The organism is Enterobacter cloacae complex sp. 342H5 (genome assembly GCF_050030905.1).
Lineage (GTDB): Bacteria > Pseudomonadota > Gammaproteobacteria > Enterobacterales > Enterobacteriaceae > Enterobacter > Enterobacter intestinihominis.
This window is the reverse complement of record NZ_JBLGVB010000001.1, coordinates 24029-38365: the sequence shown is the minus strand read 5'-3', so window position 1 is coordinate 38365 and position 14337 is coordinate 24029. Positions and strand designations below refer to the sequence as shown.

The following is a 14337-nucleotide window of genomic DNA, read 5'->3' as shown; positions in this document are numbered from 1 at the left end:
GGCAGCAAAAACACTGTAGAGCATAGAGAGGAGCGAGTGTGTAAAGCGGAGTAAAGGTAGGCCGTGCAAAATAAAAAAGCCCGGCATCACACACCGGGCAAAGAAGTTACCTGCACACTCAGGCTACTTTTAATTTCTGCGCACGATTCTCACGGCGGATCTTACGCTCTTCCAGCACCGCAACCATCGCCATCAGGACGATACAGCCAATCGCGGCGGCATCCAGCGCGGCGAAGGTGCCCGCCCAGCCAGTAAGGCCGAAAATCGGCGTGCCGTCGGCGATCATCCCCAGGCCCAGCTTTGCGAAGCTGTCGCCGATCAGGTAGGCGAAGGTGCCCTTAATCCCATCGGCGGCGCCGATCGCTTTTTTCGGGACGAAGCCCACTGCCGCCACACCGATCAGTAATTGCGGACCAAACACCAGGAAGCCGAGCGCGAACAGGGACGCCAGGTAAATGTACTGGTTGCTGGCGTGCTGGTAGACGCCAAGGGTGGCGATAATCAGCGCCAGCGCGACGCAGGCCACCAGCGCGCGGCGGCCATTGGCGAGGTCGGAGAGCCATCCCCACAGCAGCGTGCCGACCAGCGCGCCCACTTCAAACAGGGTGAAGCCCTGAATCGCCACTTCTTTAGAAAGCTTCAGCTCCTGGAAGGCATACACGGTGGACCACTGGTCGATACCAATGCGCACCACGTACAGGAAGATGTTCGAGAAACAGAGCAGCCAAATCACTTTGTTTTTCAGCACGTACTCAACAAAGATCTGCCATTTGGACATCTCGTTTTCTTCGGTCTCTTTGTCCTCTTCGCTGATCTCTTCCCCGAACAGCTCTTCGGCTTTGCCGAGGCCGTACGACTCCGGGGAATCGCTGCCGTAGCGCAGGCCGATAAAACCAACAATCAGGGCAATAATCGACGGGAAGATAAACATGCCGATGACGTGACCGTCGAACAGGTAGTTCGCGCCGAACAGCGCCACGCCAGCCGCACCGGCACCACCGAGGTTGTGGGAAATGTTCCACATGCCGAGGTACGAACCCCGCTTGCGGCGCGGGGTCCATTTGGTGATGGTGGAGTAGCTGCACGACCCGCCGGTGCTCTGGAAGAAACCGCTCAGGGCGTAAAAGGCGATCATCAGGAACAGGCTGACGGAGCCCGCGCCCATGCTGGCGCTGAAGCCGAGCATACAGATGGCAGAGAGGATCAGCATAAACGGCAGGAACTGCTTGGTGTTTTTGCCGTCCGCATAGTAGGAAACAACGGTTTTCCCCACGCCATAGGTGATGGAGAAGCCCAGGCCAATCATCCCCAACTGCGTCATGCTCAGCCCGTAGGTGGAGATCATGTCGTTCTGCGCGATGTTAAAATTTTTGCGGATCAGGTACATGGTCAGGTAGCCGATGAAGACCACCAGATAGGACTGCATGAACGGTTTGAACCACATTTTGCGCCGCACGTCGAGCGGCAGATCCAGGGTCGGCTTGCGCACCTGATTTAAGAAGGCCAGCATGACTGAGTTACTCCTGAGCTGATTTTTGCAGCATTGTAAAAACCAGCCAGGAGAGATGCCTGAGACAGCGTCCAGGTGAAACCGGGAAAATTTCTTAGTTTTGCGCGACTCGGCAGCAAAAGGTGAGGCGCGTCACGCTTCGCGCGGTGCCTGCGCGTGCAAAAACGGCAGCAACAGCAGGGCGGAGATGCCCGCCGCGATGGCGATCACCGCGAAGAACCCGCTCCAGTGCCAGATGTCGATCACCCGCGCCAGCGGCCAGCCGGAGAGCGATGCGCCGAGGTAGGCAAACAGCCCGACAAAGCCCGTCGCCGCGCCTGCCGCCTCTTTGTGGGAGCACTCTGCCGCCGCCATGCCGATCAGCATCTGCGGGCCAAAGACGAAAAAACCGATGGTGAAGAAGCACGCCGCCTGCATCACGTAGCTGGCGAACGGCATCAGCCACAGCGAGCCAACGGAGAGCAAAATTCCGGCGGCGAAGATCAGGTTCATCGGCCCGCGGTTGCCGTTGAAGAGCTTGTCCGAGCCCCAGCCCGCCACCAGCGCGCCGATAAACCCGCCCAGTTCAAACATGGTCACTGCCGAGTTGGCGGTCACCAGATCCACACCGAGCGTCTCGGACATGTACAGGTTGCCCCAGTCGTTGATGGCCGCGCGCACCACGTAGACTAGCACGTAGCAGAGCGACAGCAGCCAGATGTAGGGGTTTTTCAGTACGTATTTGGTGAGGATCTGCTGGCGGGACAGCCCGGCCCCCTCCTGCTGCTGGGCAATCTCCATCTCGTCGTGCCGCCAGTCGCCCACCGGTGGAAGGCCGACGGTTTGCGGCCTGTCGCGCAGGCGCCAGCAGAGGAACAGCCCGGCGACAATTGCCAGGCCACCGGCAATCATCATCCCCGCACGCCAGCCGTAGTGCAGCGCGGCAGCCCCCACCACCATCGGGATCAGCGCTCCGCCAACGTTATGCGCGGTATTCCATATCGCCCACCAGCCGCCGCGCTCGTTGCGTGAGTACCAGGCGGTGAGCAGGCGGGCGCAGACCGGCGCGCCCCAGCCCTGGAAGAAGGCGTTCAGCGCCCACAGCAGGGCGAAGGCCCAGAGCGAGGTGGAGAAGCCAAACAGGATGTTCACCACGCCGGTGGCGATCAGCCCAACGCCCATGAAATAGCGCGCATTGGAGCGGTCGCTGACGATGCCGGAGAAGAACTTCGACAGACCGTAGGTGATGTAAAACAGCGTCGCCAGCAGGCCGATGTCGGTGCGCGCCATCACGCCGCTGGCGAGGATCTCCGGCGCGGCGGCGTTGAAGCTTTTGCGGGTGAAGTAGAACAGCGCGTAGCCGAGCCAGATAGTGACCAGGATATGACGTCGCCAGTAGCGGTAGCGGGCGTCGATTTCCGCTTTGTTGCCTAGCGGGGCGGCGCTGGCCGGGGTTTTAAACATGGTGCGTCCTTAACGGCAAACTGACGCTGACGCGCGTCCCGTGGGTGCAGGAGATTGTCAGCGTGCCGCCGAGCGCCTTCACGCGCTCGCGCATGCCCGCCAGGCCAAAGCCCTGTTGGCCGGATCCCGGCGGCAGGCCGCAGCCGTCGTCTTCAATCACCAGCATCAGGCGCTCGTCCTGATGCCAGCCCTGGATCGTGACCGCGCTGGCACTGGCGTGTTTGACGATGTTGTTCAGCCCCTCCTGACAGACGCGGAACAGCGTCACGCGCTGACCTTCGCTCAGGGTAGCTTCATTGATGCGCCAGTCGAGATGGCTGACTATCCCGCGGCTTTCCAGCTCCATCTCGCGCATCAGGGAACGCACCGCCTGCTCCAGGGACAGATCGTCAAGCTGGCGCGGGCGCAGCCGCCCTAACAGGCGGCGAACGGAGTCATAGACACCCAGCGAAAGCTGTTCGATATGCGCCCCGCCCTGCTTCACACCCGCGTTTTCTGCCGCCAGGCGCTGGACAATGCCCGCCTGGGTGCGGATGGCGGTGATGGTCTGGCCGATGTCATCGTGCAGCTCGCGGGCAACCTCCTGGCGCACGCTCTCTTCCGTCTCCAGCAGACGCTCCGCCAGACGGCGATTGCGCGCCAGCTCGGCTTGCAGAGACTGGTTCAGCTCGCGCAGGCGCTGGATGCCCGCCCCCAGCAGCAGCCCGGTCAGGCTCTGGGCCAGCAGCGAGAGCAACAGATCTACCGGATGATCGTGCCAGGTCTGGCTGGCGATCAGCGCGATGGCGTTCATTAGGGTCGCGATCAGCGCCCCCTGCCAGCCGTAGTGCCAGGCGAGGGCGATGATCGGCAGCGCCAGACAAAACGGCGTGAAGCGTGATAATTCAGCGGGCAGACCAAGCTGCAACCACAGGCTCACCACAAACAGCAGCAGATACCAGATCAGGTGCCGGGCGCGCCAGTTCACCGGCTGGGAGACCAGCGCCGGGCCGAGCGGCTGCCAGACGGTGCTGGTGAGGTAATGCCAGAAAACCAGGCAGGTCGGGGCCAGCGTCAGGCCGCCGGTGAGGGTCAGCAGCAGGGCGTTGAGCACCTCCTTTTCGCCCACCCACGGCAGGGACTGCAACAGCGCGGCGGCAATCAGCGCCGCCCCCTGACGCAGCAGCGTGCGCCAGTCGCGCTGGTGACGGTAGCGGGAAATCAGGGCGACCGGGATAAGCGTGAGCAGGCTTCCGGTCATCAATAAAGGCAGATGCGCCAGCGCCACTTCCTGCGCCAGCCAGATCAGCATCAGCCACTCTGCGCCCAGCAAAACGGGCCAGTATCCGCGCGGGCACTGAAGCATCAGTCCCAGACGCAGGCCAAAGGGGAAAAGCAGCACCGCCAGCTCCGGGCGTTCCACCAGATGCAGGCTGATGCTCCACAGGCAGAACCATGCGGCGGAGAAGATAAAAAAGCTGGCGACGACGGCGATCAGCCGTGAAAAAACGGGACTCATTGCCAACTGTCAAACATACGGCGCGCCAGCTCGACATCGTTACTGACGTTGAGTTTTTCCATCAGGTTGGCGCGATGAACGTGCACGGTTTTCGGGGACAGATCCAGCTCCGCGGCAATCTCTTTCACCGACATGCCCTGGGCAAGTTTCTCTGCCACCTGACGCTCGCGTCTGGTGAGCGGATCCTGCCGTCCCGCCGCCAGCTTGATGGCGATATCCGGCGTCAGGTAGCAGCCGCCGGTGGAGACGGTGCGCACGGCGGCAATCAGCTCGTCGGGGCTACAGCGTTTAGAGAGGAAGCCGCGCGCGCCCGCGTTGAGCGCCTGCTCGACCAGCGCCGGGCTGTCGTGGACCGAGAGCATAATGGTCGCCATCCCTTTCGGCAGCTGGCTTAACAGCTCCAGCCCGGAGAGATCCGGCATTGAGATGTCGCAGATACAGACCTGCACCCCGCGTCCCGGCAGGCCCGCCAGCGCCTCGCGACCGGAGCCAAACTCGGCCACGACCTGAAAATCCGGTTCGAGGTTTAAAAGCTGGGCAAAGCCGGAGCGGACGATAAGGTGGTCGTCGATAAGGGCGATGGTGGTCATGGTTTGATCCTGATGCGTGAACACGCCGGATGGCGGCGTAAACGCCTTATCCGGCCTACGTGTAACGTCCTTGCAGGCTGGATAGGCGCAGCGCCATCCGGCAAAAGCCTTTTACCTTAAGTGATTTACTCGAAAAACACCGCAATTTTGTTAAACATGGTGGGATCGGACTGGTTGCGTGCCACTTTGGTGACATCTTCCAGCTTGTCGATCTGCGCCATCATCTGCTCCAGACGCTGGTCGTCGTTCACCAGTAGCCAGATGCGGCTGTGCTCGCTGCCCTGAATCGGCAGGCACAGAATGCCTTCCACGTTAAACGCACGTCGGGCAAACAGCCCGCAGACGTGGGTCATGACGCCAGGGTGGTTGCGGACGGTGAGTTCCAGAATGACATTATCACATTGTTTCTGCATGGCTTATTCCCCCACCATCTCAGTATTGGCCGCACCCGGCGGCACCATCGGATACACTTTTTGTTGCGCGTCGATACGCACGTGGATCAGCGCCGGGCCCGGACGAGAAATCGCATCCTGCAACGCCGCGTGGGCATCTTCTTCGGCGTTCAGATCGCAGGTGTGCAGGCCAAAACCAGCGGCAATCTGCATGAAGTTGATCATCCCCGGATAGGTCGCCGCAAACACGCCCTGCTTATAGAACAGGCTCTGCTGCTGGTGTACCAGGCCCAGCGCCTCGTTGTTCATCAGAATGATTTTGACGTCTAACTGGTTTTCGGCTGCGGTCGCCATCTCCTGAATGTTCATCATCAGGCTGCCGTCACCGGAGAAGCAGATCACCTTACGGTCCGGGTTGGCGAGCGCCGCGCCAACCGCTGCTGGCAGGCCGAAGCCCATGGTGCCAAGGCCGCCGGAGGTCAGCCACTGGCGCGGGCGGTTAAGCGGATACGCCTGGGCGGTCCACATCTGATGCTGGCCGACGTCGGTAGTGATAATCGCGCTGTCATCCACGCAGGCCGCAACGGCGTTGATAAGACCATAGTGGCTCAGCGGGTCACCCTCGGTTGGGATAGCGCCCGGGAACTCGCGTTGCAGATCGGCTACCAGCTGGCGCCAGTCTGCGCGGTCGTTTGCCTCCGTCTGTGGGATCAGCTGTGCCAGCACCTCGGCCACGTCGCCCTGAATCGCCACGTGCGGCTGCTTGATTTTACCCAGCTCGGCGCGGTCGATATCCACGTGAATGATTTTGGCGTTCGGGCAGAACTCCTCGGTTTTGCCGATCGCCCGGTCATCAAAACGCGCCCCCATAACAATCAGCAAATCCGCCTCTTGCAGGATGTAGTTGGTGCTGCGCGCGCCGTGCATGCCCAGCATGCCGAGAGAGAGCGGGTGCGCTTTTGGCAGCATGCCGAGCGCCATCAGGGTCATGGTGGTAGGTAAATTAGCTTTTTCAGCGAACTGACGAATTTCATCCGCGGCGTTGATCGCCCCGCCGCCCAGATAGAGCACCGGGCGTTTCGCCGCGTTAATCATGGCGGCGGCATCGCGCACGCTCTCAGCGCTGAATTCCGGCGCCGGGGCACGCTCGCCCGGCTCCGGCAGCACGTCGATCTCAATTTCTGCGGTCTGGACATCCTTAGGAATGTCTATCCACACCGGACCCGGGCGGCCAGACTGGGCAATGCGAAACGCATCGCTGATCACCTGAGGCAGCTCGCTGATATCGCGAACTAAATAGTTATGTTTGGTAATGGGGATAGAGATACCGTAGGTATCCACTTCCTGGAACGCATCGGTACCGATCATCGAGGACGGCACCTGGCCGGTAATGCAGATCAGCGGAATGGAGTCGAGGCGCGCATCGGCGATGGCGGTCACCAGGTTAGTGGCGCCCGGCCCGCTGCAGGCCATACAGACCGCCGGTTTACCCTGGGTACGCGCCATGCCCTGAGCGATAAAGCCTGCGCCCTGCTCGTGGCGCGCCAGCACGTGGCGGATCTGTGTGCTTTGGCTTAACGCATCATACAGCGGCAGCACGGTCCCACCCGGGATGCCCGCAACGGTGGTGATGCCCTGTCGTTCCAGTAAATGAACAATCAGCTGCGCGCCTGTAAAACGCGTTTTTGTGGATGTTGTGCCCGAACTTGCCATGCTCCAGTCCTTTTCTTCTGGGCCGACTTTCCGGGGAGGCTCTTAAACGAAAAACCCCGCCCGGTTTGCGCCGGCGGGGTTTTGGATTCGTGTGTTGATCCAGTCCCTACGGCGCATTGCCGACGACCACCACCACACGCACGACGACCACTGCGGCAGGTTGCGCAGTTTTTAGTAGGGTCGAAGTGAAGATGGATGAAGTCATTGGGGACCTGTGTTTGGAATCATTGATAGAATTTATACAAACACAGGTTTTCGGATGTGACAATGGAAATATTTTCAACTGCGCAAAAATGCGTCAGGGATCACGTTTTGTTTGTTGGGCGATGACACTCAATAAAGGGTTTTTACTCACTCAATAAATAGCGCAGGTGATACCCCAAATCTGGCCGCCAGCTTTTTAATATGGTTCAGAGTAAGCTGTCTCTGACCATTCAGAACCCGTGAAACCATCGATTTACTACCAATTTCATCCTTAAAATCCGATATCGTCAGATTGTATTGATCCATCAAGGTTCTCAAAACTGCAATTCCGACGGGGACGGACTCCATCTCCTTGCGTAATGCGACTATCTCTGGCCGATTAGCTTCGTAATGGCTAATTCTGGCGCAAACAATATCCAGCAAGGGGCTATTGGGCTCGTTCATAAGGAGATACTCAACCAGCTCAAGCGCATCCTTATAATCTTTCTCGCTCGGCTGTTCACCCAGTAAAGGAACGGCCGCAACAAGGGCATGCGTAGCTTTCATTGCATCAGCGACGATCATCATTTCTTCCCCTTAGTGCGATGTTTCTCCGTAAAACGGTCATATTCCTTATGAGTAAAAACATGGCGCACATAAAACTTTTGGCTTTCAAAGAATATGAGAGCCACTACTCTGAGATTGTTATTTGCAATATCAATAACATAATGCTTATCAAGATACTTGAAGTTATCCAGCGTTGGGAAAAGTTTTCTCAGTGCAGCGGGCGTCGGGCAGTGGCTCTTTTCAATAACTCGTCCTAAAAAGAGAAACTCTTCTCTGTATTGCGGGAACTGGCTTACCGCATCCAAAATTGCCTTCATTGAGATTAAATGCATCCTGCTTGCCTGCCGCGTCCGTTGCCATTATGGCAACGATAACACCTATTGCCAATAAGTCAACGGAGGATACTATTTTCACTTCGTCAGAAAACAAAAAACCCCGCCTAAGCGAGGTTTTTATCAGGGTTTTGCGGTTGGTTGCCGCAGAACACACTGTGTTACGTCAACACAAAAAGTATACGCGATCGAAGACGAACGCGCAATTCCGGCACGGATTTTGACGTTTTTGAGTATGGATCGCCTTCCAAAATTTGTCCATAAAATACTGTTCATACATACAGTATTTATCTATACTGAGGGTGTTCGCAGTGAGCGAGGGGGCCGCAGTTTACCGGCGCAACGAAGTCCTGGCTGAAACGGGTGGTGCCGTCAGTGCCTTAACCCCTGAAGTGAGCACACTGTGTTACGTCAATCCAGGTGCTGGCCACAGGCGGCGGAAAGGTACGCCAGCATCGTGCTCCTTTCAACCAAAAGGAGACGCGTATGAGCGTCGTGGATATGGTCATACTTGTCCTCAAACTCATTGTTGCTGTATTGCAACTGCTTGATGCTGTCCTGAAATACGTTAAGTGATTCAGGTTCAAGTCGCACCTGAGAGGGGCGGGCAACCGCCCCTCTTTAATAACGAGGGAATGCTATGTCGCGTCTGTTAATTGAGCCTGTTACGCCTGATGAACCGGGCTATATCGCCCTGAAGGCCGAGAGTATCGCGTTAAATTTCAATATGCTGCGCAGGCTGGAAGAGAACTGGCAGCGCGGTGAGAATCGCTTTAACGCGCCGGGTGAAAAGCTGCTGGGTGCGTTTCTTAACGGCAGGCTGGTGGGCGTGTGCGGTCTAAATCGCGATCCATTCAGCCAGCAGCCGCGCGCCGGACGTATTCGTCATCTCTACGTCAGCGAAAAGTGCCGTGGGCTGGGGATTGGAAAACAACTTTTGACCGTGGTGATGGCGGATGCCAGCATCTGGTTTGATTTTCTTAATACCCATGCGCCGGAAACCGCGTACGGATTTTATCATCGGGCGGGCTTCAGGCTGGTGTCAGACGAGCCCCGGGTGACGCACCGCCTTTTTTGCGCAGTGTAAGCGGCTGGCAGCCTCGACGGGGGAATGTTACAGTTGGATGACATTTCACCAACCGATCCGCCATGTCCATCACCGTTTTCTGCATTTTACTGTTCGCCGCACTGCTGCATGCCAGCTGGAACGCCATCGTTAAAGCCGGAACGGACAAGCTCTACTCGGCGATCGGGGTCAGCGGTTCAGCCGCGCTTATTGCGCTGATTTTACTCCCCTTCTCGCCCCAGCCGACTGCCGCAAGCTGGCCATATTTGTTCGTCTCCTGTGCGTTACACTGCTCGGCGGCGTCGGGACGATGGGATCTTACGGTCTGGCACTCTGGGCGATGACTCAGGCGCCGCTGGTGGTGGTCGCCGCACTACGTGAAACCTCTATTCTCTTCGGCGCATTCATCGCATTTGTGCTTTTAAAAGAGAAGGTTGCTGGCCTGCGCATCGCGGCGGCACTGGGCATTGCTGCCGGTGCCGTCCTACTGCGCCTGGCGTGATTCGCTGGCAACATTAGTTGCCGATCTTGTTTACAAATCCTGCCTTCACGCCTTCTGTCATTCATCACAGTAATGCTTAAATTGTCATCTCTATGTGGTAGATTCCTCGCGCATTTATGGGAATGCGTAGTCACTTATTCTTTATTTATCTCTTTTGGCAAAAGTATTCAGCGACATGAAAAAGCAACGGAACGTGAACTTATTGTTGATGCTGGTGTTACTGGTGGCCGTCGGGCAGATGGCGCAAACCATCTACATTCCGGCGATTGCCGATATGGCAAAAGATCTGAGCGTCCGCGAAGGTGCGGTACAGAGCGTGATGGCAGCCTACCTGCTGACCTATGGCGTTTCACAGCTGGTTTATGGTCCCCTGTCCGATCGCGTCGGGCGTCGTCCGGTCATTCTGGTGGGCATGAGCATTTTCATGGTGGCGACGGTGATTGCCATTACTACGCACAGCCTGACCATCCTGATTGCCGCCAGCGCCCTCCAGGGCGTGGGCACCGGCGTCGGCGGGGTCATGGCGCGTACCCTGCCGCGTGATATGTACCAGGGCACCCAACTTCGCCACGCCAACAGTCTGTTAAATATGGGCATTCTGGTCAGCCCGCTGCTCGCCCCGCTGATTGGGGGTCTGCTGGACACCGTCTGGTCCTGGCGCGCCTGTTACGCCTTCCTGCTGGTGCTGTGCATTATTGTCACCTTCAGCATGGCGCGCTGGATGCCGGAAACACGTCCGCAGGACGCGCCGCGCACGAAGCTCATCGCCAGCTACAAAACGCTGTTCGGTAATGGGTCCTTTACCTGTTATCTGTTGATGCTAATCGGCGGCCTGGCGGGCATTGCGGTGTTTGAAGCCTGTTCCGGCGTGCTGCTGGGCGCAGGCCTTGGCCTGAGCAGCATGGTGGTGAGCATTTTGTTTATTCTGCCGATCCCGGCGGCGTTCTTCGGCGCATGGTTCGCCGGACGTCCGAACAAACGCTTCTCTACGCTGATGTGGCAGTCGGTGATCAGCTGTCTGCTGGCCGGGCTGATGATGTGGATCCCGGGGCTGTTTGACGTGATGTCGGTCTGGACGTTGCTCATCCCGGCGGCGCTGTTCTTCTTCGGCGCGGGCATGCTGTTCCCGCTCGCCACCAGCGGCGCAATGGAGCCGTTCCCGTTCCTCGCGGGCACTGCTGGTGCCCTGGTCGGCGGTTTACAGAATATCGGTTCCGGCGCGCTGGCCTGGCTTTCGGCTATGATGCCGCAGACCGGGCAGGCGAGTTTGGGCCTGCTGATGACCCTGATGGGGCTGCTGATTTTGCTGTGCTGGCTGCCGCTGGCGTCGCGCGTCCCGCATCACGAACAGCCGGTTTAACCGCATGATGGCCCGGCTTCTCGCCGGGCTTTTCACACACGGGCGCAATCATCGCCTGTAATAACGGCTCTGGCGCAGGCCGCCAGGCACCCTCTTCCCCGTCGTAAAACTGGAAGTCCGCGTTAAGCGCATACGGGATTTTCGCCTTTTGCAGCTCGCAGGCCATAAAGTTGGCGAAGGCCATTTGCGAAGCGGTTGGTGTGAGGTGGTTTGACTCCCCCACGCCCCAGCCCCCGACCCAGCTAACGTGCCCGGTTTTTTGCTGCCAGTGCAGCGCGGCATTGATTCGGTTACGGATAGCCGCTTTCTCAGCCGCGGTTCCGGACGTCCACGGGTATCTGCCGTTCGTTTTCAGCGGACCCCAGGGGAAAATATGCCATTCCGCCAGCAGGTAATTCTGGCTGTGTGCGGGCAGCTTCAGGCTGGATAAATCCTCCGGCGCGGCGCGCAGACGAGGGGCGATAAAAATCATGCGGCTGGCATCAATGGCGTGAATGTCTTTGATCGCTTTCTCATACACCCGGATGAGCGAAGCAACGTTGTGGTTGAGCTTGTCCGCCGGTTCGTAGATCAGGTCAAACCCCAGCAATGGCGAGCGCTGACCAAAATAGTGCGCCACGGCAATCCACCAGTTGATCACCGCTTTTTCGGTATCCGCTTTCGGATCGTTTTTATATTCATCGGCCTGATAGGCGATGATGGGGATGACGCCGTATTGCTCGCAGGCCTCCACCAGCTTACGCAGGTGAATCAGCCGCGCTTCCGTCGGTTCGCCCGCCACCCGAATACGGACATGATGTATGCCTTTCACCTGGAAATCACGGACCACCAGCGGGTCGAATTCGCGTATACCGCGCTCGGTGCGGGCCCAGTCGACATCCATTCCGACGCCCAACATCTGCGCGTAACGGGCAGCCGTCAGGGGTGGCTCAGCGGCACAGGCCCAGCCGGAAGCGAGCGCTAACACGGTGACAATTAACGGCTTTAACACGACGCCCCTTGCAAATAATCAAATGCTTTACTCTGTATTTAGCATGCTTTTTCACAATTGGTGTAGAGTCAAAACGAACTAAATTCTGAGACAGATTATGAAAACGACTGACCTGACCGGCCTCATTGACCAGTTTCCGCTGCTGGCGGATTTGATTGCCCTGAAAGAGATCACCTGGCTTAATCCGAACACCACGACGCTGGCGGAAGGGTTGCCATATGTCGGGCTGACCAAAGCCGACGTGGACGACGCGCATGCGCGCCTGAAACGCTTCGCGCCGTATCTGGCGAAAGCCTTCCCGGAAACGGCAGCAACGGGCGGGATTATCGAATCCGAACTGGTCGCTATCCCGGCGATGCAAAAGCGGCTGGAGAAAGAGTCCGGCAAGGCCATTCCAGGCACGCTGCTGCTGAAAAAAGACAGCCATCTGCCGATTTCCGGCTCCATTAAAGCGCGCGGCGGTATCTATGAGGTGCTGGCCCATGCGGAAAAACTGGCGCTGGAAGCCGGGTTGCTGAGCGTTGAAGATGACTACAGCATCATGCTGGAGCCACGCTTTAAAGCCTTCTTCAGCCAGTACAGCATCGCGGTGGGTTCAACCGGCAACCTTGGGGTGTCCATCGGCATTATGAGCGCGCGCATCGGCTTTAAGGTCACGGTGCATATGTCCGCAGACGCCCGCGAGTGGAAGAAAGCCAAACTGCGCAGCCACGGCGCGATCGTCGTGGAATATGAGCAGGATTATGGCGTGGCGGTGGAGCAAGGGCGCAAAGCGGCGGAAAGCGATCCAAACTGTTTCTTTATTGACGATGAGAACTCACGCACGCTGTTCCTGGGCTATGCGGTTGCAGGTGAGCGCCTGAAAGCGCAGTTTGCCGCGCAGGGGCGCGCGGTGGATGCTGAACATCCGTTGAATGTCTATCTGCCGTGCGGCGTCGGCGGCGGCCCCGGCGGCGTGGCGTTTGGCCTGAAGCTGGCCTTTGGCGATAACGTCCACTGTTTCTTCGCCGAGCCCACGCACTCCCCGTGCATGCTGCTGGGCGTTTACACCGGGCTGCACGATGAAATCGCCGTGCAGGATCTGGGTATTGATAACGTGACGGCGGCGGACGGTCTGGCGGTAGGTCGCGCGTCTGGCTTCGTGGGCCGCGCGATGGAGCGTCTGCTTGACGGGTTCTATACCCTCTCCGATCAAAGCATGTACGACCTGCTCGGCTGGCTGGCGCAGGAAGAAGGCATTTGTCTGGAGCCGTCGGCGCTGGCGGGGATGGCCGGGCCGGTACGCATAACGGCGAATGCTAACACTACACACCTGGTCTGGGCGACCGGCGGCGGCATGGTGCCGGAAGACGAGATGGCGAAATATTTAGCGAAAGGGAAGTAAATATGCCGGGTGGCGGCTGCGCCTTACCCGGCCTACAGGTGCAAAATTTGTTGAATGTGGGTGACCGCAAACAGCAGTGACAGCGACAGCACGGCCAGGGCGATAAGGAACTTATCCCGCACCGCCTTCGGCTGTACAAAGTCGCTCTGCGCCACGTCCATCAGGTTACGGCTGCGGGTGTAGCGCCATAAAATGATGGCTACCAGCGCCAGCACAACAATGGAGATCCAGAATGGCGCCCCCGTGCGGTGCCAGTTGTGCTTAATGGCAAGCGCGATCAACGCACCATACCCAAGCAGCGTGCGCAGCCAGGCCAGCGAGGTTCGCTCCGGCTGAAGCCCGGGGTCCGCTTCCCGCCGCGCTTTGCGGCTATCCGGCATACAGCACCAGTAACATCACTACGCCCGCAACCATCAGCAAAATCGTACTGATGATGATCAAACCGCGCGTGTAGGGGAGATCCTGCTTCAGACGCATCGCCTTTTCATTTCTCAGCCAGCGCAGATAGCCATAAATCGCCAGCACGCCGGCAATCAGGCACAGCAGCAGGGCCAGCACTTCGCGAATCAACGGAGTGGCAAAATCGGGGGCGAGCTGATCAAGGCCGACGCCTGCGGCCAGAAAGCCCAGGGCGGTGCGGATCCACGCTAAGAACGTGCGTTCGTTAGCCAGTGAGAAGCGGTAGTCCGGCGCTTCACCGAGGCGGGAAATGTTCATGAAGGTTCCTTGTCGTGCAGCATGCAGGCTTCAGCATAGCGTAATTCAGCCAGGACAAGGAGACCGGCATCTGGCGATGCCGGTCAGAA

15 protein-coding genes and 2 pseudogenes are annotated in these 14337 nt (G+C 58.5%); 5 read left to right on the top strand and 12 right to left on the bottom strand.

What is annotated here, in order from left to right; genetic code table 11:
* Positions 1–118: 118 nt before the first annotated feature.
* The 9 genes from uhpT to ACQG03_RS00155 form a co-directional block, all read right to left on the bottom strand.
* On the bottom strand, positions 119–1510 hold the full coding sequence (uhpT, locus tag ACQG03_RS00195) for a hexose-6-phosphate:phosphate antiporter (RefSeq protein ID WP_023298970.1): 1392 nt from the start codon (positions 1508–1510) through the stop codon (positions 119–121).
* Positions 1511–1642: 132 nt separating this feature from the next.
* On the bottom strand, positions 1643–2953 hold the full coding sequence (locus tag ACQG03_RS00190) for an MFS transporter (protein ID WP_032626671.1): 1311 nt from the start codon (positions 2951–2953) through the stop codon (positions 1643–1645).
* Complete coding sequence (gene uhpB / locus ACQG03_RS00185; RefSeq protein ID WP_063163359.1) at positions 2946–4451, bottom strand: signal transduction histidine-protein kinase/phosphatase UhpB; 1506 nt, start codon at positions 4449–4451, stop codon at positions 2946–2948. Before uhpB ends, ACQG03_RS00190 begins: the two co-directional genes overlap by 8 nt.
* A complete protein-coding gene (gene uhpA / locus ACQG03_RS00180) occupies positions 4448–5041 on the bottom strand; it encodes a transcriptional regulator UhpA (RefSeq protein WP_022646555.1) in 594 nt (197 codons plus the stop codon). The genes uhpB and uhpA overlap by 4 nt, the downstream gene beginning before the upstream one ends.
* Before the next feature lie 125 nt (positions 5042–5166).
* Complete coding sequence (ilvN, locus tag ACQG03_RS00175; RefSeq protein WP_015570113.1) at positions 5167–5454, bottom strand: acetolactate synthase small subunit; 288 nt, start codon at positions 5452–5454, stop codon at positions 5167–5169.
* A gap of 3 nt (positions 5455–5457) precedes the next feature.
* The gene (ilvB, locus tag ACQG03_RS00170; RefSeq protein WP_063163360.1) at positions 5458–7146 is read right to left on the bottom strand and encodes an acetolactate synthase large subunit; all 1689 of its coding nucleotides are present in this window, start codon (positions 7144–7146) and stop codon (positions 5458–5460) included.
* Positions 7147–7252: 106 nt separating this feature from the next.
* Entirely contained in the window at positions 7253–7351 is a 99-nt protein-coding gene (ivbL, locus tag ACQG03_RS00165; protein WP_057979964.1) for an ilvB operon leader peptide IvbL, read from the bottom strand.
* 146 nt (positions 7352–7497) lie between these two features.
* Positions 7498–7917 carry a helix-turn-helix domain-containing protein gene (locus tag ACQG03_RS00160; protein ID WP_022646553.1) on the bottom strand — a complete coding sequence of 140 codons (420 nt, stop codon included), beginning with the start codon at positions 7915–7917 and terminating at the stop codon, positions 7498–7500.
* Positions 7914–8228: a type II toxin-antitoxin system HigB family toxin gene (locus tag ACQG03_RS00155; RefSeq protein ID WP_063163361.1), complete on the bottom strand. Its 315-nt coding sequence runs from the start codon at positions 8226–8228 to the stop codon at positions 7914–7916. The genes ACQG03_RS00160 and ACQG03_RS00155 overlap by 4 nt, the downstream gene beginning before the upstream one ends.
* Positions 8229–8714: 486 nt before the next feature.
* On the opposite strand from ACQG03_RS00155, the gene tisB reads away from it, so the two are divergent.
* From tisB to emrD, 4 genes and pseudogenes are all read left to right on the top strand, one after another.
* Positions 8715–8804, top strand: a complete 90-nt coding sequence (gene tisB, locus ACQG03_RS00150; protein WP_022646551.1) for a type I toxin-antitoxin system toxin TisB — start codon at positions 8715–8717, stop codon at positions 8802–8804.
* 64 nt (positions 8805–8868) lie between these two features.
* Entirely contained in the window at positions 8869–9315 is a 447-nt protein-coding gene (locus tag ACQG03_RS00145; RefSeq protein ID WP_023298965.1) for a GNAT family N-acetyltransferase, read from the top strand.
* A gap of 62 nt (positions 9316–9377) precedes the next feature.
* Positions 9378–9796 (top strand): annotated as a pseudogene (locus ACQG03_RS00140) (EamA family transporter).
* A 175-nt stretch (positions 9797–9971) separates the two neighbouring features.
* Positions 9972–11156 (top strand): multidrug efflux MFS transporter EmrD, encoded by a 1185-nt coding sequence (gene emrD, locus ACQG03_RS00135; protein WP_023298963.1) that lies wholly within the window; start codon positions 9972–9974, stop codon positions 11154–11156.
* On the opposite strand, the pseudogene ACQG03_RS00130 reads toward emrD, so the two are convergent.
* Positions 11062–12147 (bottom strand): annotated as a pseudogene (locus ACQG03_RS00130) (cellulase family glycosylhydrolase); the annotation flags it as partial. The gene emrD and the pseudogene ACQG03_RS00130 sit on opposite strands and share 95 nt — an antisense overlap.
* Positions 12148–12244: 97 nt before the next feature.
* On the opposite strand from ACQG03_RS00130, the gene dsdA reads away from it, so the two are divergent.
* Entirely contained in the window at positions 12245–13531 is a 1287-nt protein-coding gene (gene dsdA, locus ACQG03_RS00125; protein WP_063163363.1) for a D-serine ammonia-lyase, read from the top strand.
* Between the two features lie 32 nt (positions 13532–13563).
* Here dsdA and ACQG03_RS00120 read toward each other — a convergent pair whose 3' ends face one another.
* Both ACQG03_RS00120 and ACQG03_RS00115 read right to left on the bottom strand, forming a co-directional pair.
* Positions 13564–13911: a DUF202 domain-containing protein gene (locus tag ACQG03_RS00120; RefSeq protein ID WP_022646545.1), complete on the bottom strand. Its 348-nt coding sequence runs from the start codon at positions 13909–13911 to the stop codon at positions 13564–13566.
* Positions 13901–14248, bottom strand: coding sequence for a YidH family protein (locus ACQG03_RS00115; RefSeq protein WP_022646544.1), 348 nt, complete (start codon positions 14246–14248; stop codon positions 13901–13903). Before ACQG03_RS00115 ends, ACQG03_RS00120 begins: the two co-directional genes overlap by 11 nt.
* Between the last annotated feature and the right edge of the window lie 89 nt (positions 14249–14337).

Bases quoted from the DNA above. Each gene is read 5' to 3' on its own strand.
- uhpA (WP_022646555.1), bottom strand. From the start codon at position 5,041: ATGACCACCATCGCCCTTATCGACGACCACCTTATCGTCCGCTCCGGC.
- ilvB (WP_063163360.1), bottom strand. From the start codon at position 7,146: ATGGCAAGTTCGGGCACAACATCCACAAAAACGCGTTTTACAGGCGCG.
- dsdA (WP_063163363.1), top strand. From the start codon at position 12,245: ATGAAAACGACTGACCTGACCGGCCTCATTGACCAGTTTCCGCTGCTG.
- ACQG03_RS00145 (WP_023298965.1), top strand. From the start codon at position 8,869: ATGTCGCGTCTGTTAATTGAGCCTGTTACGCCTGATGAACCGGGCTAT.
- ivbL (WP_057979964.1), bottom strand. From the start codon at position 7,351: ATGACTTCATCCATCTTCACTTCGACCCTACTAAAAACTGCGCAACCT.
- tisB (WP_022646551.1), top strand. From the start codon at position 8,715: ATGAGCGTCGTGGATATGGTCATACTTGTCCTCAAACTCATTGTTGCT.
- uhpB (WP_063163359.1), bottom strand. From the start codon at position 4,451: ATGAGTCCCGTTTTTTCACGGCTGATCGCCGTCGTCGCCAGCTTTTTT.
- ACQG03_RS00190 (WP_032626671.1), bottom strand. From the start codon at position 2,953: ATGTTTAAAACCCCGGCCAGCGCCGCCCCGCTAGGCAACAAAGCGGAA.
- ACQG03_RS00160 (WP_022646553.1), bottom strand. From the start codon at position 7,917: ATGATGATCGTCGCTGATGCAATGAAAGCTACGCATGCCCTTGTTGCG.
- ACQG03_RS00115 (WP_022646544.1), bottom strand. From the start codon at position 14,248: ATGAACATTTCCCGCCTCGGTGAAGCGCCGGACTACCGCTTCTCACTG.
- uhpT (WP_023298970.1), bottom strand. From the start codon at position 1,510: ATGCTGGCCTTCTTAAATCAGGTGCGCAAGCCGACCCTGGATCTGCCG.
- ilvN (WP_015570113.1), bottom strand. From the start codon at position 5,454: ATGCAGAAACAATGTGATAATGTCATTCTGGAACTCACCGTCCGCAAC.
- ACQG03_RS00155 (WP_063163361.1), bottom strand. From the start codon at position 8,228: ATGCATTTAATCTCAATGAAGGCAATTTTGGATGCGGTAAGCCAGTTC.
- emrD (WP_023298963.1), top strand. From the start codon at position 9,972: ATGAAAAAGCAACGGAACGTGAACTTATTGTTGATGCTGGTGTTACTG.
- ACQG03_RS00120 (WP_022646545.1), bottom strand. From the start codon at position 13,911: ATGCCGGATAGCCGCAAAGCGCGGCGGGAAGCGGACCCCGGGCTTCAG.